The organism is Anabaena sp. FACHB-1391, assembly GCF_014696755.1.
In the GTDB taxonomy this organism is placed as follows: domain Bacteria; phylum Cyanobacteriota; class Cyanobacteriia; order Cyanobacteriales; family Nostocaceae; genus Dolichospermum; species Dolichospermum planctonicum.
In genome coordinates this window covers 45,515-62,921 of record NZ_JACJQS010000008.1, presented here as the reverse complement: position 1 = coordinate 62,921, position 17,407 = coordinate 45,515, and the positions used below count along the sequence as shown (strand labels likewise).

The following is a 17,407-nucleotide window of genomic DNA, read 5'->3' as shown; positions in this document are numbered from 1 at the left end:
TTATTTTTGTGCTAGAAAAGATTAAATATACTCGCTAAAAAGCTATTACCTTTTCTGCTTCTATTGCGACGACGGCCACCACCTCTACCAAATAATGAAGATAAAATAAAGGTTGTTTGAGAAAATTGATATTCAGTTTCATTTCTCACATATCCGCTAGAGTTTCCTTGAGAAACATTCATTTCACTCATTCCCCTAGTAGATATATTTATATTTTGGTAAAATATATCAAACCTTTCCAAGGGTGAAGATGATGACCCACCCCCGGATATAGACTCTTGTTCTTTTTCTGATAAATTTATGAACAGGTCGGAGTTTTCTATTTCTATATGATCAGACATGGTAAAACCTCTTGCTTCTAAAAAATAAGATTTATGTATCATTTTTTGTGATACATAAATCTTTCTCCAATTTGTTACGAGAAGTGCCATGAGTAAAATCTCAACGATCATTAAATACTATTAAATGATCCTAGATTTTTATTCTCTTTTACCACTTCTTTGCAGCAGGTAGAAAAGATCAGAACTCAAGTATATTTCTGACTACCTGCTTAATTTGTTTCGTTAACTTACTTACATTACTTGGTTGAACAATTGTGCTGGTAAGATAACTGTTGGAAAATCAGCTAGTCCAATTTGACGACCAGCAGAATTGATTTTTTCAACAGCTTGTTGACTTCCAGTTTGGCTACCATTCAAGTTTGAAATACTATATCCTGTTTGTACATTTCTGAGAGCGCTTATGAAAGTTTCATTAAGTAAAGCACTACCACCACCAGCTACGATTTCTTGTTGTTCAACAGATACTGCGGTAAATAAAGTAGACATGACTGAATTCTCCTTGATTTGAATTATCGCTGGGGGTTGTTTACTGCTCGGTTGCCGTTTTCCCCCTCGCTTGTTCATAGAATATCGAGGAGTGATTAGATAATTCATTCTCATTTTCTGCAAACTTAATTACCAAATTTAGAACTAAATATTGCCGAAAAATACACGCCAATTTGACTCAATTATGTTCACTAAATAAAAAATTTCTGCTATGATTTCCTATCACATAAGGCATTATCCACTTAAATAAGGCAAATCATAGCCCCCTCCCCCCAAGCGAGGAGGGGGTTAGGGGTGGGGTTGATTAAATATATATACTTAGTCAAAAATTATCCTCAACTCCCACTTGACCATTAACAGAAGAATCCTTAACAGAAAAATACCTGCGTCGCGCTGAAAATTTACTAGAAACAAACTAATTGTCCCAAGCCGCAGTAAAATTACAGGATGCCTTAAAATTAGAGCAGCGAAATAGTCATTGCCATGGCTTGATAGCAATGGTATATTTAAAGCAAAATCAACTGAAAATGGCAAAAATTCACTGTGATAACGCTCTGAAGTTCAATCCCAAGGATAATATCGCTTGGAAATGGAAACCCAAAGTAGATCAGGCTTTAGGAAAGATAAATAGTGATTCTCCAGTGAATTACTCTTCCAAAAATGAAGAGAAGCAACCAGATAAGTCTGGAAATGGCGGTTTGTTTGGCGGTTTGTTTGGTGGGAAGAAAAAATAATGGTGTATCAACCAGCAGCGGGAGCCAGGGATCTATTACCTTTAGATGTAGCGCAAAAACGCTGGATTGAAGATAGATTAGAACAAGTATTTCAGCGTTGGGGATATCACAGGATTATCACCTCAACCCTGGAAAGAATGGATACCTTGATGGCCGGTGAAGCAATTCAGCGTCAGATGGTGATTCAACTCCAAAATGGTCAAAATGAAGAATTGGGATTGCGTCCAGAATTGACGGCATCTATCGCCCGGACAGTGGTAACTCGCATGACAAATGCGACCTACCCCCAGCGACTCTATTACAATGCTAATGTGTTTCGTCGTAATTGGGAAGGCCGCCATAATCGTCAGCAAGAGTATTATCAAGCTGGGGTGGAGTTACTGGGAGCGGGAGGATTATTAGCTAATGCGGAAGTATTGCTATTAGTAGCAGATTGTTTCACAGCATTGGATTTACAAGGGTGGCGGTTAATTCTGGGGGAAGCGGGAATTACTCGCTCCCTGTTTAATGCTTTTCCCCCGGAAATTAGAAATCAAGTCCGTACTGCGATCGCTCATTTGGATTATGTAACTCTTGATACCTTGCCTTTGAGCGAAGAACTACACCAGCGGGCTAAAATCATGTTAGATTTGCGGGGTGATAGTCAAGAGGTTTTAGAAAAAGTCAGTAGTCTAGATCTAGAACCAGACCAGGACGAAGCAATAAATAATCTCAAGTCTCTGGTAGAATTACTAGAGGGTAAATTCCCATTAATCCTTGATTTGAGCCTAATTCAAACCATTGACTACTACACAGGCATTGTATTTGAAGTAGTGAGTGATACAAAATCTCAAGCACAGGTTTTAGGAAGAGGTGGTCGTTATGACCAATTACTAGGTTTATATCATCCCCAAGGTGAAAGTATTCCCGGTATCGGCTTTGAACTGAGTATTGATGATTTATACCAAATTCTCTCATTTAATCAGCAATTACCCCAAAATATCCCCGCTAGTCATTGGTTGGTAGTTCCAGAAACTCCTGGCGCTGAAGCTGCGGCTTTTGATTATGCGCAAAAAATGCGTGACAATACTGAGTTATTGAGAGTAGAAATAGACTTAGGCGGAAGAGATGTAAGCGCGATTCGTCAATATGCAAGCGATCGCTCCATTACCAAAATTGCTTGGATTAAAGCTGATGGTTCTCATACCATCGAAGCAGGATCCTAAGTCAAGAATAACGGACAAAAAAGAGGAGGAATCGGAAAAATGCCACATAGTATTGTTACAGACGTTTGTGAAGGTGTTGCTGACTGCGTAGAAGCTTGTCCAGTAGCTTGTATTCATGAAGGTCCAGGGAAAAACGTCAAAGGCACAGATTGGTACTGGATTGATTTTGCTACTTGTATTGATTGTGGCATCTGTCTCCAAGTTTGTCCGGTAGAAAATGCGATTTTGGCAGAAGAAAGACCAGAATTGCAAAAAACCCCAAAATAGTCATGGGTCAGTGGTCAGTGGTCAGTGGTAAAAGAAAAACAACTGATAACCGACAACTGACAACTAACAAATAACAACCGACAAATAACAACTAACAAATGACGAATAATTATTTATTAAAAGTAGAAAATGTCCACGCAGGATATATTAAAGATGTAGACATTTTACAAGGTATCAACTTCCACGTTACCAATGGGGAATTGGTAACAGTAATTGGTCCCAATGGTGCGGGTAAATCAACATTAATAAAAACTATTTTTGGACTATTAACACCCCATACCGGAAAAATTACCTTTAAAAATCAGAATTTGGTAGGTTTAAAATCTAATCAAATTGTAGAAAAAGGTATGTCCTATGTTCCGCAAATTGCGAATGTTTTTCCATCATTAACCGTAGATGAAAATTTAGAAATGGGGGCTTTTGTCAGGAATACGCCATTAAAACCCCTTAAAGATAAAATATACAATATGTTTCCGAGATTGAGCGATCGCTTGCGTCAACGAGCGGGGACTCTTTCTGGAGGAGAAAGACAAATGTTAGCCATGGGGAAAGCATTAATGTTAGAACCTAGTTTACTACTCTTAGATGAACCCTCAGCCGCATTATCTCCCATTTTGGTAAATCAGGTATTTGAGCAAATTAAGGAAATTAACCGATCGGGAACTGCTATAGTTTTAGTAGAGCAAAATGCCCGTAAAGCCTTAGAAATGGCAGACCGAGGTTATGTGTTAGAATCAGGAAAAGACGCTATCTCAGGACCTGGTAGAGAATTATTACATGATCCAAAAGTGGGAGAATTATATTTAGGTGCTGGGAAGAGACATTAAATCAAATCAAATCAAAATCGGACCCCGACTTATTAAAAAAGTTGGGGATATAAAACCAAACGACTAGACAATTAAAGAATATGACCACACAAACAATATTATCACCGGAAATATATCAAGGACAATTTGGGGAATTTATAATTACTCAGAGCGATCGCCAAAGTGTGATAATGTATCGTACAGGATTAATGATAGCAGCATTGTGTTTTGCCCTGGGTAGTAGTTTAGTTTTAATTTCTCCCCAACCCGCTGTAATTCAAGCCATTACACCTATTTACACCTGTTTTAGTCTGGCACTTGGTATTAGTTTATTAACCATTCATATTTATATGAAATTTTTGCACCAAATTTTGCAAATTTTCTGGATAATTGGTAGCATTTCCGCCTTAATTTTCGCCCATAGTGATAGTCAAGCCTTTGCAATTACCGTTTATAATCAACCATTGACCATATTAGGTATTGGTTTCACCTTTGCAGCTTTAACAGGAATTTATTTTAAAGAAGGTTTTTGCTTTAATCGTTTAGAAACTAAAATCTTAACTCCCATAGTTCCCATATTATTATTAGGACATTTAACAAGAATTTTATCCACCCAAACCGAACAGATTTTATTAGCAACTTGGACAATTTGCTTTTTAATTTTTGCAGTGCGGAAAATCATTCAACCTATTCCTCCCGACATTGGAGATAAATCAGTATTTGATTATTTAAAAAAGCAACATTTAAAGACTTCCCAATAAAAAAACAGTCAACCACCCACAAAAAATATCTTAGAGGATGTTTGAAAACTTTTTAGCGAATATAATACACTACTACACAAACCAGATCCACCTTGCACAGACTAACAGAAAATCAAGCCTTTCCAACCCACGCAGGTAGGTTTTATCTGTGTAGCCGCGATTTAGAATCACCCTAATTAGTATGAATTTAGACTTTTATTCCTCCGTGTCCTCTGTGCCTGGAGTGGTTCGTTTTCCTGCTTTAGATAATTTGTAGGACTTAGCAAAGGTTAAATATGCAAAAATGTCAAGTATAGAAGAACGTAAATACTGGTTAGCTTGGTCACAAATTCCTGGTATTGGTCCAATACTAATACAAAGATTACAACAGCACTTTAGTAATTTAGAAACAGCTTGGAAAGCCAGTCCTGGAGAATTGCGAAAAGTCGAAGGTTTTGGAATTCAGACCTTAGAAAAAGTTGTTCAACAAAGATTCCGTTTAAACCCCGAACAACTACTTACCCAACACCAACAAATAAACCCCCTGTTTTGGACACCAGCAGACCCAGAATATCCCCAACTATTGCGAGAAATTCCTACTCCACCCCCGCTGTTGTATTATCGAGGTGAAATTGATTTACAGGAAAATTTAGGACAAAAACCCCTGGTAGGAATTGTGGGAACTCGTCAACCCACAGAATACGGAATTAAATGGACTCGTCAAATTAGTACCGCATTAGCAAAAAATGGTTTTACCGTTGTTTCCGGTATGGCCGAGGGAATAGACACCGAAAGTCATTCAGCAGCATTGAAAGCGGGAGGAAGAACAATAGCAGTTATGGGAACAGGTGTAGATGTTATTTATCCCCATAAAAATCGAGATTTATATCAACAGATTTTGAAATCTGGGATAGTAATTAGTGAATATCCCGCAAAAACGCCACCGAACCGCACCCATTTTCCCCGTCGAAATCGAATTATTGCTGGTTTGAGTCGTGCGGTATTAGTTATGGAAGCGCCGCTAAAATCTGGTGCTTTAATTACAGCTACCTATGCTAATGAATTTAGTCGAGATGTTTATGCGTTACCGGGAAGAATTGATGAGCAACCATCACAGGGTTGTTTAAAATTAATTAGTCAAGGTGCGGGTTTAATTAATCATGAACTTAATGAGTTATTAATCATGTTGGGAGCAATTCCCCAAATAGATATAGAAATAGAAACACCTCTAGTTAAATCTCCTCCTATACCTAACTTAGCACCGGAATTACAACAGATAATAAATATTTTAGCCATTGATGCTTTATCTTTTGATTTTATCATTCAAAAAACAGGAATGAATGCTGCAATAGTATCCAGTTCTTTATTACAGTTAGAACTTATGGGTTTAGTTACCCAACTTCCGGGAATGCGATATCAAAAACTGTAAGGGAACAGGTTACAGGGAACAGGTGCTACGCCACGGTGACAGGTGCTACGCCACGGTGACAGGTGCTACGCCACGGTGACAGGGAATAGGGAATAGGGAATAGGGAATAGGGAATAGGGAATAGGGAATAAATTACTGTGTACTTCATTAGACAGGGCTAATTAACAGTAACTCAAAAGCTAATGTTAGCATTAGTTAGCTTTTTTGGATCGCTATACCTCTAATCGCTATATCTTCTTCCTTTTGCTTATTGTTGTGGATAATATTGGGGAGTGATTATCGGGGCTTGATAAGTACCCATAGGTACATTATTAACCATTCCATTTGGTACGTTTGGATTGATCATCGGCGCTTGAATAAAAGGCTGAACAGGCTGAACAGGCTGAATCGGTACTTGATAATTAGGAATAGGTTGATTAGGTTGATTATTAGTAAAATTACTAGGTTGTACTGTAGCTTGGCTAAAGTATTGGTAAGCAGAACTGGAAATAGAACTAATTAATTTTTCAGCACGAGGATCATTATTTGGACGTTGTACCATAATAGCCGCAATATAACGCTTACCCGTCGGGACATCAATCAAACCCGCATCTGCTAACATTGTACCAATATCACCAGTTTTGTGGTACGCATTTGCGCCTTTTCCCAAACCAGCAGGTAAAAGATTATCTCTTTCCGTACGGCTCATAATATTAAGCATTGAATCACGCGATCGCATAGTCACCACATTACCTTGATTGACCATAGAGATTAAATTCCCCAATTCTCGCGCACTGGTGGTATTAGTCCCTTGTAAATCTGGGAGCGGACTACGAATCATCGTTGTTGTTAGTCCCCAACTGCGAAAACGCCCATTTAAAGCCTCCTGTCCCCCCAATTTAGCAACTAGCATATTTGTCGCGGTGTTATCGCTAATTGTAATCATTTTTGTCGCCAGATCAAGAGCCGTGTACTTGCCACCTGGAGCTTGATATTGCATATTTCCCGAACCACCGACAATCATCTCCTTTTCCAGAGTCAACATTTCATCTAAACGGATTTTACCCGCATCTACATCCTGGAAAAAAGCGATCAAAATCGGGATTTTAATCGTACTAGCGGCCGGAAAACTCGTATTACCATTAATATCTACATAAGCACCATTATCTAAGTCTAATAAAAATACACCCGGTGTTAAATCAGAATTAGCCGCAGCGAGGCTTTGCAGAGTATTTTTTAAAGGGGTAATTTCCTGGGACATATATAAACCCGTCCTAGCAGACTCAGGGGCTTTTTGAGTTGCTGGAGCTTGAGATAATACCGCCACTGAATTAATGCGACTAGCAGGGTCTAGGACTGACAACAAAGTACCAACAATCGCACCAATACCTACCCCGACGATCAAAAAGCGCAAGGCATATAACATGACTTTGGCCATGGGTTTTAACCTAGTCTTGCGTGATCCTTTTCTTTCTATTTTTGACTTTTCTATGGGTACAGTCCTTAACCTCACAGTCCCCCCTTGGGAAAATTGAGTATTTTTCTTAACTGTAGTTACGGTTTTAACCCCTGGATACACCATCACCTGTGATGCTGGTTTTCGCCCCCCAGCCGAAATCAGAGCCGGACTGATATTATTATTATCTAGACGTGTTACTTTTCCCGCTTCTCTTGGGCTAGAAACTGGCTGCTGACCGCTTTTTTTCTGTCCTGTCTTTGGGACTGCACGTTTACGCCGGCGACGCTGTACTGGCTGCCCCCGTGATATAGGTATCAGTTTGTTACTTGATTCTGACATAGGTACTCCTTGCCACCTTCGACCCAGATTATTATTATTAATTGATGCACCGTGATACTTAGTTTACCGTCTAGGACTAAGTAGCATTTTTGTATCTACTTTACACTATATTTATCTTTTTGGGTACTTTTTGGGTAATTACTGGGCTGATAATCACCCAGGTCGCGGATAAAGGTTTTCATTATTTTGACCTATTAATTGCCCATTCTACCTGTCGTAAAATCCCCCGCAACATCCCCACTTCCCCAGTTTGTAAGTAAGCGCGGTTATATAAATGGCGGAATTTTTCCATGCGACTAGCTGCGGTATGGGGATAAAGATAACCTATAGCCAGCAGTAATGATTCCAATTCTTGATAATATGCCTCCATAGCATCTAGGGGAGCAATTTCTACAGTGCTTTTATTATCATCTATGAATAGACTACTAGATTGTGACAATTCGTAACAACAAATGGCAACCGCAGCCGCTAAATTCAAAGATGGATATTCTGGACTAGTGGGAATGAACACTAATTTATGGGCATAATTTAATTCTTCATTGGTTAACCCCCTATCTTCCCTCCCGAAAATCAAAGCTACGGGCTTTTCTAGTGTTTCTAATAACCAAGGTAAAGCCGTGCGCGGGTTTTCTACAGGTATTTCTCCACTGTAGTCCCGACCAATGGTAGCAATGGCACGAACACAGCCCTGCAATGCTTGTGGTAATGTGTCTACTATGACCGCAGATGCTAAAATATCTTGACCATGAACTGCCATTTTTGTAGCATCAAAACATGAGCGATCGCATTGAGGATTGACTAATATTAATTTAGATAAGCCAAAGTTTTTCATCACTCTGGCCACTGAACCTACATTCAACGGACCTGCTGGTTCTACCAATACTATTATCACATGACTGCAACTATTTTTTATACTAATATTTTCTGTGATCATTATTTATGATTTCCTGATTTTAACCATCTTTTGCGCCATTGTGAGGCTGATTCTAGAGAAGAAGCTTGTACTTCTTCTTGTCGTCTTTTTAGTATATCTTCCGCAGAATCCCTTAAAGTAGGATCTCGGTAAGGAATAGCAGCACGAGTTAGTAAATATTCTTCTTCCGCTGGGGAAAGAGCTAAAAAAGATGATTTACTTGATTTTTCCTCATGTTCATGATATCCTGCTATAGTCCCTGGGGTGCGTCTTCCTACTGGTGAAGTCGAACCTACAACCAAGCCAGCAGTTAAGAACGCAGTCCGTACAGCCCCCGCACAGGAATAAGTAGCAACTAATCCATTTTTATCTAAACACTCTGATACTTTTTTAATAAATTCCACAGTCCATAATTGCGGACATTGGGGAGGTGAAAAAGGGTCAAGAAAAATTGCGTCCGCTTGAAAACCAGATTCATATACTTGTGAAATCAAGCTTCTAGCATCACCAATGAGTAAGGTAGCTTGAAGATGATCTATTTTGATTTCATGCTCAAAAGCTATTTGACTGAAAACTTTGATATGTTTTATATATTTTTCGTCCCAACCATCAAATAACTGATTGGTAATTGCTGCTATGGGGACTGCGGGATTTATTTCTAAGCCTATCACTTCTACATGACAATGAGGATTTATTTCCCAAATTGTCTGTAAAGCCGCTGCTGTGTTATATCCTAAACCATAACAAATATCTAACAATCGCACAAATCCCGTCTTTGCTAATATTGGTAATTGAGTGGGAATCACAAACTTGAGCAAACTCTCCTGTTTTGCTCCATAGTGGCTGTGAAAGGCTTCGTTAAATTCTTTAGAAAAGAAGGTAAAAGAACCATCTTGTGTTTGTTGTGGTGTAAAATCTTCTAAATTCGACATTTTATCAACAAAAAAATCAGTTGTTAATTACTCATTACCGATTATCTATGATCATGATAAATCAATTCACTGTTTCTCCACAATGGCTATTTGATCATCTTCACAATCCTGATGTTATAATTATTGATTGTCGGTTTTCTTTAACTGATTCACAATTAGGAAAACAGCAGTATTATACTAATCATATCCCCAATGCTCACTATTTAGATTTAAATCAAGATTTATCTAGTCCTGTAAAAGAACATGGAGGAAGACATCCTTTACCCAATACTACAGAACTAGCGGAAAAATTAGCAGCAATTGGTATAAATTCTCAAAAAACTTTAGTAATAGCTTATGATGATTCTCGTTTAGCTTTTGCTTCTCGTTTATGGTGGTTATTACAGTATTTAGGACATGAACAAGTAGCTGTTTTAGATGGTGGTTTTTCAGGGTGGAAAAATGCAGGTTATGAAGTGACAAATGTCATTCCTATTTCTAAAAAAGGAATATTTATTCCCAAAGTACAAAAAGATCAAGTCGTAGATTTTGCTTATGTTAAAAATTGCCAAAATAGTCCAAATGTAATTTTGGTAGATTCTAGAGAAAGAGAACGTTATCGTGGAGAAAAAGAACCAATTGATAAAATTGCTGGACATATTCCTGGTGCTGTTAATTATCCTTGGCAAGAAGTAACTGACCCTTCTGGTGTTATACTTCCTCAACTACAACAATCTCAACGCTGGGAAAATATAGATACAACTAAAGAAATTTTAGTTTATTGTGGTTCTGGTATTACAGCTTGTGTAAATCTACTTTCTTTAGCAATAGCTGGAATTTCTACCGCTAAACTTTACGCTGGTAGTTGGAGTGATTGGATTAGTTATTAGTTAGTAGTCAGTAGTTTATGATCATTAATCAGTAATTATTAATAGTATTCAATTGTCAATTGTTTGCAGTACAGTGTCAATTGCTAACAATACATTGTTAATAAATTATGATACATTATTAATAATTTAGGATACATTGTTAATTGTTTGGCTAAAAGAGGTAGAGAATTATGAGCTTTAATTATGATCTGTTTGTCATTGGTGCTGGTTCAGGTGGTTTAGCTGCTTCTAAACGCGCAGCTAGTTATGGTGCAAAAGTAGCAATTGCTGAATATGATCTAGTTGGTGGTACTTGTGTAATTCGCGGTTGTGTACCTAAAAAACTTATGGTGTATGGTTCTCATTTTCCTGCTCAATTTCAAGAAGCAGCAGGTTATGGTTGGACAGTAGGAGATGTAAAATTTGATTGGGAACATTTTATTACATCTATAGATAATGAAGTTAACAGACTTTCAAAACTACACATCAGTTTTTTAGAAAAAGCTGGTGTAAAATTAATTTCTGGTCGTGCTACCTTTATAGATCCGCATACAGTTGAAGTTAATGGTAAAAAATATACAGCAGATAAAATTCTAATTGCTGTAGGTGGTCGTCCTATAAAACCAGAAATACCAGGTATAGAACACGCTATTACCTCTAATGAGATTTTTCACTTGAAAACTCAACCGAAACATATCGCTATTATTGGTGCTGGTTACATTGGGAGTGAATTTGCTTGTATTATGCGCGGTTTAGGTTCAGAAGTTACACAAATTATTCGTAAGGAACAAATTTTAAATGGTTTTGACCAAGATATCCGCACCAGTATTCAAGAAGGAATGACAAATCATGGTATTCGCATTATTCAAAATACCGAAGTCACAGCCATAGAAAAAGTAACAGAAGGGTTAAAATTAACCTTATCTGGAGAAAATCAAGAACCAATTATTGCTGATGTATTTTTAGTAGCAACCGGTCGTAGTCCCAATATTGAAGGACTAGGTTTAGAAAATGCTCAACTTGACTGTGTTCCCAGTTCAGAAGCAGAACCAGGATACAGTATTTCCAATGCTATATCCGTAAATGAGTATAGTCAAACTTGTCAACCTCATATCTTCGCTGTCGGTGATGTTACGGACAGATTAAATTTAACTCCGGTTGCTATTGGTGAAGGACGCGCTTTTGCCGATAGTGAGTTTGGTGATAACCGTCGAAAATTTAGTCATGAAACCGTGGCCACAGCGGTATTTACCACTCCAGAAGCCGCTACAGTGGGTTTAACAGAGTCTCAAGCTAGGGTAAAGTATGGTGATGATATTAAAATCTATCGTACCAATTTCCGCCCAATGTATTACACTTTAGCGGGTAAGCAAGAAAAAACCATGATGAAATTAATTGTAGACAATCAAACTGATAAGATTTTAGGCGCTCACATGGTGGGAGACAATGCAGCAGAGATTATTCAAGGTGTAGCTATAGCTGTTAAAATGGGTGCAACTAAGGCTGATTTTGATGCTACCGTCGGTATTCACCCCTCCGCAGCAGAGGAATTTGTCACTATGAGATAGTATTTGTAGTCTATTTTGTAGGGTGCGTTAGCGACAGCGTAACGCACCGTTCAATCAAGTAATACAATCGCTTCATATTAACCTCAGGCTTGCTTACAAGCGATTATTAACTTCAACATATTATCAAAATTAAATTAAATAAATTGAGCTAGTCCTAAGCTACTTGAAGGATGCCTTAGTTCTTATTGTTAAATATTGTTAAAGGTTGCAAAATTTGTTCCTTAAAACTGGGTGCAACGGGCATATCAATACCATATTGACTTGGTAATCGATTCTTTGGTAGGTAAAATGTACCGAAAATTATATCCATTACTGGTAAAATGGCGGCGTAGTTTTTGTCTATATATTTCGGATCATCATTAGTGTGATGCCAATGGTGAAAAGCAGGAGTTGATACCCACTTCTCTAGAAAACCGAAACGCCAGCAGACATTAGCATGAATGAAAAAGCTCCAGATTGTACCAACAAAGACATAAAGCATCGGCACCAAATCGGCTGTCTTACTAGTTATCTGTGCGAAACCGAGAACATACACTAGAAGTAAACTAAATAATCTGGTAAAGAATATATCCAGGGGATGGGCGCGGGTATTAACAAGCCAGTCCATCTCTTTGGCACTATGATGAATACAATGGAAACGCCACAGAAAGGGAATTTCATGAGACCAACGATGAATCCAGTAAGCTGCGAACTCTCCCACGATTATTGCCATTACAAAACGCAATAAAAAGGGCAGACTTCCCACCCATCCATACAGCCCAATCGGTTCAAGATGATGAACTACCCAGGCAACGATTTGCATAGGGAAGATAAGCATTGCCGGGGGGAGAAGACTATTTAGGAAGTAATGGCCTACATCTATCAAAAATTCTTTACGGAATACCTTTTGTCGGTTTTGGGGGGTAAGTCTTTCCAGTGGGATGAAAATGATGGACAGTAATACCAACCATACACACAATCGGAAAATATTTAACGTGATCATTGTTGCATTTCTCAAATTTTTTTGATTTTTTTGACTTTAATGATATCTATATCTAAATAATAGACATCTCCAGAAAAGAGGCATCGCCCTTGACTGTACAAGGGTTTTATATTCTTTTGCCAAGATGTCTAATATCTAAGCAATGAAACCCAAATCAAAAGCGCGTTTCTACCACAGAAGCAGAGGAATACCGCGCAAATCTCAAACTATTCAAACTTTACTAATTTCTTTTGAGCAAGTTTTTGTTTAGCCCGCAGACCAAAACCAAAGGCAATCATACTACCAACAATAGGCAGAGCATCGGTTTCAAAAGGAACAGGCGTTGGCGGCGGCGTTCCGTCGTCGAGTGAAACTCCTGACAATAGGGCTACAGGAGGCTGACCTCCTGGAGTACCAAAAGCTAAGAAGGAAAGTGTTTGAGTTGGAGCAGTAGCAGTAAACTTCATATTTTGTAACTGCCAAGGAGTAACAGGAGCTTGACTAGCGAGTGCCATGTTTGTTGACTGCTGAGTTACGTCACCAAAAGTAACATTCCAGTGTCTGTTGGTCTCACCAAAATAAGTTCCTCTTTCTAAACAGCTTGTTGACCGATTTGATTGGTTACCGAAGTTACAGTCAAACTGTCCCGCCGCTTGGGAAAATTTCAGGGTGTATTCTTTACCGACAGTAAGACCGCTTACCAGTTGGCTGATACTTGCACTATATAGGGGATCACCATCTGAGGCTATATACCACCCAGTTTCGTCAATGCTGTTAACCGTTTGTCCTGAAGAGGCAAAAAGAGTCCAACTTTTTCTTTGATTGTCTCCCTTGTTATTCATCCCCACACCACCTTCTGCTGAGAAGGTGTTACCATCTGAAACAACGTACATTAAAGTATTGACATAACCAGAAACATTATTCGGGTTATCCGTTACAGTCCAATCGTCAAAAGTGATACCAGAAGGTAGAGTACCAGATGTGCCCGTTCCCGCATTTATGCCCGATGATCTATATGATCCAATATTGTTGGGAACAAACCCGCCATTCTGCACTAGATTAATAGCTTGTGCGGGAAGACTAACGGCAGAAAGGACTATTGAGGAAAGGCCTATAATGGCTGAGTTGCGTAAGGCTGTTAATTGCTTGATTTTTGGCATCATGATATGTATGATGATATAAAGTAAATTGGAGAAAACACCACACGGATAGTATCACTAAATTACCAGCGCTGTCAAGTAATTATTCTTAGCTTTTCTTTGATAATTAATGCTGACCTGGTTGCAAATTCCACAGTTTGAGGGTTTTGTCCCAGGAAGCCAAAATGGCTTTTTTCCCGTAATAATATCTAAATAATAGACATCTCCAGAAAAGAGGCATCGCCCTTGACTGTACAAGGGTTTTATATTCTTTTGCCAAGATGTCTAATATCTAAGCAATGAAACCCAAATCAAAAGCGCGTTTCTACCACAGAAGCAGAGGAATACCGCGCAAATCTCAAACTATTCAAACTTTACTAATTTCTTTTGAGCAAGTTTTTGTTTAGCCCGCAGACCAAAACCAAAAGCGATCATACTACCAACAATGGGCAGAGCATCGGTTTCAAAAGGAACAGGGGTTGCAGGCGTTAGTGGTGTAATTTTACCCAAGAGATAGGCATTATTTTCTTGACGTTCGATCGTCGTAAATTGTGCAATCGGCGAGAAATTGGTTGGATCACTACTAAATCCTGAGATTTTCAACTCATACTGATTCCCATTCAGGATAAAAATCTGCTGTTGGGAATTATCAAAGGTAATGACATCATCGCAAGGAACACTGCTAATTTGTTTAGTGGGATCGCACGCATCAACGTTGCCCTCCTGATTCACTGTTTCATCAATATTGAAAGCATAGTTAAACTGAGGATTAATCGTTTCTCCCGCATTAGAAAGATTTAAGGAGATCCCCAAATTAGCCCCACTTGCCGCAGTGCCACCGGCGACTACGAAATTATAATGAGTTAATGTCCCCAAAACAAAATTCGTATTAACGGGGAATGAGACAGACGGAGGCGCGGAACCCACAAAACCCAACCCACTTTGTCCACTTCCTGACACAGGATCCCCCCAACGAACTTGGTTAGTCTGCAAACCGGTAACATTGGCTCCGCCATTAACACTTGTCCAGAAACCTGTTAAGCTATTTAATTGAATCGCCTGGGCAGGAAGACTAACGGCAGAAAGGACTATTGAGGAAAGGCCTATAATGGCTGAGTTGCCTAAGGCTGTTAATTGCTTGATTTTTGGCATCATGATATGTATGATGATATAAAGTAAATTGGAGAAAACACCACACGGATAGTATCACTAAATTACCATCACGGTCAAGCACTTTTTGTAAAAAAAAGTAAATTGGATAAATAGAAGCAGAGGAATACCGCGTAAGTCCTAAACTATTGAAAGTTTACTAATTTCTTTTGAGCAAGTTTTTGTTTAGCCCGCAGACCAAAACCAAAGGCAATCATACTACCAACAATAGGCAGAGCATCGGTTTCAAAAGGAACAGGCGTTGGCGGCGTTACTTCTTCGAGTGAAACACTTGATAATAGTGCCATGGGGGGTTGACCAACTGGCCCACCTACATTGAGGAAAGCAAGATATTGGGTGGGAGCGGAAGCGGTGAAGGTCATGGTTTGTTTCTGCCACTGTGTAACGTTCTGGCTAACAGCCATGTTGATCTGATCCGCCCATTGATAAGTGTTAAAATCACTACCAAAAAAAACTGCGATGCGGTTATAAGTGGGTTGATTGAATGCAGGTCCTCCAATAACAGTTGCTGCTGCCTGATAAAAGCTGACCTGATAGTTCTTCCCTGCCGTAAGACCAGTTAATGTTTGAGTCAATCTGGCTCCATGTTCTGTATCTCCGTCCATTTGAACGAACCACCCTGAACCACCAGTAGGAGAATTAACAGTCTGTCCATTTGCAAGGTTTAATGCATACGCTTCGCCGGCTTTACTGGCGGCGTTACCAGTTGGCGTTATAACTGCATAGGCATTCAGCCAGCTATCAGTAGTGTTACCAGGAGCAGTAAAAGTCCAGTTTGGGATATCACTACTATTTGTGCCACTTGAAATGTTAACACGATGCTGTGTATTTGAATACGTATTTTGTATTGTTTGATTGGGAACTAGATCACCATTCTGCACTAGATTAATAGCTTGTGCGGGAAGACTAACGGCAGAAAGGACTATTGAGGAAAGGCCTAGAATGGCTGAGTTGCGTAAGGCTGTTAATTGCTTGATTTTTGGCATCATGATATGTATGATGATATAAAGTAAATTGGAGAAAACTCTATACGGAGAGTATCACTAAATTACCATCACGGTCAAGCACTTTTTGTAAAAAAAAGTAAATTGGATAAATTAGAGAAAACTGCACAGGGATAGTATCACCATAGTATCACCAAATTACCAGCACGGTTAAGCACTTACTATCTTATTCATCGGAAAACCTCAATTTTTAGTGTATTTACTTTTATTTTGCGGTTTCCTCTGTGGATTTGATTATACAGCAGTCAGTTGGGAACGAAAAAAGGATAAAGGCTTTATCTGGTATTCTTTTTAGAGTGATTGACCAATCCCTAATTAATCTTACTATATTATTGCTATATTATGGTATCCTAAAAATAGATGTAGATGCGATCGCTATTCCCTGTGTTTATACTGTGATTGATTCTGTAATTAATACCATAAAAACTCCTTGATTATGAATTATCTCTATCTTCACGGTTTCGCTTCTGGTCCTAAATCCAAAAAAGCCCAAGATATTCAACAAAGATTATCAAAACTCCAAATATCAATGTCTATTCCTGACTTAAATATAGGTGGATTTTCTGATTTAACTATAACTCGACAAATTCAACAAATTACTGCTAATCTTCCTCCAGATTCTCAACCTGTCACCCTCATTGGTTCTAGTTTAGGAGGTTTGATATCTGCTTACATAGCACAAGAATATTTACAAGTAAAACGACTAATTTTATTAGCACCAGCTTTCGGTTTTTTATCCCATTGGTTACCAAAATTAGGAACAGGATTAAAATTATGGGAATTAACAAAATATATGATGATTTACCATTATGGCTATCAACAATTAGTTCCTCTACATTATAACTTTGTTAAGGATGCTCACCAATATTCAGAAGATTTATTAAAACGTCCCCTCCCGACCTTGATTTTACATGGTAAATATGATAAAGTAATCCCTGTCCAGGCTAGTCGCTCTTTTTCTAATTCCCGTAGTTGGGTAGAATTAAAAGAGTTCAATAGTGATCACGCTTTAGGGAATGTTAGTCAAGAAATCTGGCAAGAAATTTCTCTATTTTGTCAACTATTATGAACAATAAAAGTTAATTAA

19 protein-coding genes are annotated in these 17,407 nt (G+C 38.5%); 10 read left to right on the top strand and 9 right to left on the bottom strand.

The features are described 5' to 3' along the window. Positions 1-11: 11 nt before the first annotated feature. Both H6F62_RS05740 and H6F62_RS05735 read right to left on the bottom strand, forming a co-directional pair. On the bottom strand, positions 12-431 hold the full coding sequence (locus tag H6F62_RS05740) for a hypothetical protein (protein WP_137908550.1): 420 nt from the start codon (positions 429-431) through the stop codon (positions 12-14). Positions 432-572: 141 nt separating this feature from the next. Continuing rightward, entirely contained in the window at positions 573-827 is a 255-nt protein-coding gene (locus tag H6F62_RS05735) for a CTB family bacteriocin (protein WP_137908549.1), read from the bottom strand. Between the two features lie 419 nt (positions 828-1,246). Here H6F62_RS05735 and H6F62_RS05730 point away from each other — a divergent pair, with 419 nt between their 5' ends. The 6 genes from H6F62_RS05730 (at position 1,247) to dprA (ending at position 6,008) form a co-directional block, all read left to right on the top strand. Further along, positions 1,247-1,561, top strand: a complete 315-nt coding sequence (locus H6F62_RS05730) for a hypothetical protein (RefSeq protein WP_190371547.1) — start codon at positions 1,247-1,249, stop codon at positions 1,559-1,561. Continuing rightward, positions 1,561-2,766 (top strand): ATP phosphoribosyltransferase regulatory subunit, encoded by a 1,206-nt coding sequence (locus H6F62_RS05725; protein ID WP_190371546.1) that lies wholly within the window; start codon positions 1,561-1,563, stop codon positions 2,764-2,766. Before H6F62_RS05730 ends, H6F62_RS05725 begins: the two co-directional genes overlap by 1 nt. Positions 2,767-2,805: 39 nt before the next feature. After that, positions 2,806-3,033, top strand: coding sequence for a ferredoxin family protein (locus H6F62_RS05720; protein ID WP_137908547.1), 228 nt, complete (start codon positions 2,806-2,808; stop codon positions 3,031-3,033). A gap of 98 nt (positions 3,034-3,131) precedes the next feature. After that, positions 3,132-3,860 (top strand): ABC transporter ATP-binding protein, encoded by a 729-nt coding sequence (locus H6F62_RS05715; protein ID WP_137908546.1) that lies wholly within the window; start codon positions 3,132-3,134, stop codon positions 3,858-3,860. A gap of 80 nt (positions 3,861-3,940) precedes the next feature. Further along, complete coding sequence (locus H6F62_RS05710; protein WP_137908545.1) at positions 3,941-4,600, top strand: DUF2301 domain-containing membrane protein; 660 nt, start codon at positions 3,941-3,943, stop codon at positions 4,598-4,600. A gap of 283 nt (positions 4,601-4,883) precedes the next feature. Beyond that, positions 4,884-6,008: a DNA-processing protein DprA gene (gene dprA, locus H6F62_RS05705; RefSeq protein ID WP_137908544.1), complete on the top strand. Its 1,125-nt coding sequence runs from the start codon at positions 4,884-4,886 to the stop codon at positions 6,006-6,008. 247 nt (positions 6,009-6,255) lie between these two features. Here the strand turns inward: dprA and H6F62_RS05700 are convergent, their stop codons facing one another. The 3 genes from H6F62_RS05700 to H6F62_RS05690 all read right to left on the bottom strand — a co-directional run bounded on the left by H6F62_RS05700 (position 6,256) and on the right by H6F62_RS05690 (position 9,630). Continuing rightward, positions 6,256-7,785, bottom strand: coding sequence for a serine hydrolase (locus tag H6F62_RS05700; RefSeq protein WP_137908542.1), 1,530 nt, complete (start codon positions 7,783-7,785; stop codon positions 6,256-6,258). 181 nt (positions 7,786-7,966) lie between these two features. Next, positions 7,967-8,719: an RNA methyltransferase gene (locus H6F62_RS05695; protein WP_137908541.1), complete on the bottom strand. Its 753-nt coding sequence runs from the start codon at positions 8,717-8,719 to the stop codon at positions 7,967-7,969. Further along, positions 8,719-9,630 carry an MnmC family methyltransferase gene (locus H6F62_RS05690; protein ID WP_137908540.1) on the bottom strand — a complete coding sequence of 304 codons (912 nt, stop codon included), beginning with the start codon at positions 9,628-9,630 and terminating at the stop codon, positions 8,719-8,721. The genes H6F62_RS05695 and H6F62_RS05690 overlap by 1 nt, the downstream gene beginning before the upstream one ends. Before the next feature lie 53 nt (positions 9,631-9,683). Between H6F62_RS05690 and H6F62_RS05685 the strand changes: the two genes are divergently transcribed. Both H6F62_RS05685 and gor read left to right on the top strand, forming a co-directional pair. Next, positions 9,684-10,499, top strand: a complete 816-nt coding sequence (locus H6F62_RS05685) for a sulfurtransferase (protein ID WP_190371571.1) — start codon at positions 9,684-9,686, stop codon at positions 10,497-10,499. A 170-nt stretch (positions 10,500-10,669) separates the two neighbouring features. After that, positions 10,670-12,046, top strand: a complete 1,377-nt coding sequence (gene gor, locus H6F62_RS05680) for a glutathione-disulfide reductase (protein ID WP_190371545.1) — start codon at positions 10,670-10,672, stop codon at positions 12,044-12,046. 175 nt (positions 12,047-12,221) lie between these two features. Here gor and H6F62_RS05675 read toward each other — a convergent pair whose 3' ends face one another. From H6F62_RS05675 to H6F62_RS05660, 4 genes are all read right to left on the bottom strand, one after another. Further along, positions 12,222-12,758, bottom strand: a complete 537-nt coding sequence (locus tag H6F62_RS05675) for a sterol desaturase family protein (protein ID WP_199306394.1) — start codon at positions 12,756-12,758, stop codon at positions 12,222-12,224. Between the two features lie 476 nt (positions 12,759-13,234). Beyond that, positions 13,235-14,170: a hypothetical protein gene (locus tag H6F62_RS05670; protein WP_190371544.1), complete on the bottom strand. Its 936-nt coding sequence runs from the start codon at positions 14,168-14,170 to the stop codon at positions 13,235-13,237. 339 nt (positions 14,171-14,509) lie between these two features. After that, complete coding sequence (locus tag H6F62_RS05665; RefSeq protein WP_190371543.1) at positions 14,510-15,301, bottom strand: THxN family PEP-CTERM protein; 792 nt, start codon at positions 15,299-15,301, stop codon at positions 14,510-14,512. Positions 15,302-15,441: 140 nt separating this feature from the next. Then, positions 15,442-16,305 carry a hypothetical protein gene (locus tag H6F62_RS05660; protein ID WP_190371542.1) on the bottom strand — a complete coding sequence of 288 codons (864 nt, stop codon included), beginning with the start codon at positions 16,303-16,305 and terminating at the stop codon, positions 15,442-15,444. A 239-nt stretch (positions 16,306-16,544) separates the two neighbouring features. Between H6F62_RS05660 and H6F62_RS05655 the strand changes: the two genes are divergently transcribed. Further along, positions 16,545-16,754: a hypothetical protein gene (locus tag H6F62_RS05655; protein WP_190371541.1), complete on the top strand. Its 210-nt coding sequence runs from the start codon at positions 16,545-16,547 to the stop codon at positions 16,752-16,754. A 2-nt stretch (positions 16,755-16,756) separates the two neighbouring features. Then, positions 16,757-17,389 (top strand): YqiA/YcfP family alpha/beta fold hydrolase, encoded by a 633-nt coding sequence (locus H6F62_RS05650; RefSeq protein WP_190371540.1) that lies wholly within the window; start codon positions 16,757-16,759, stop codon positions 17,387-17,389. Positions 17,390-17,407: the final 18 nt, after the last annotated feature.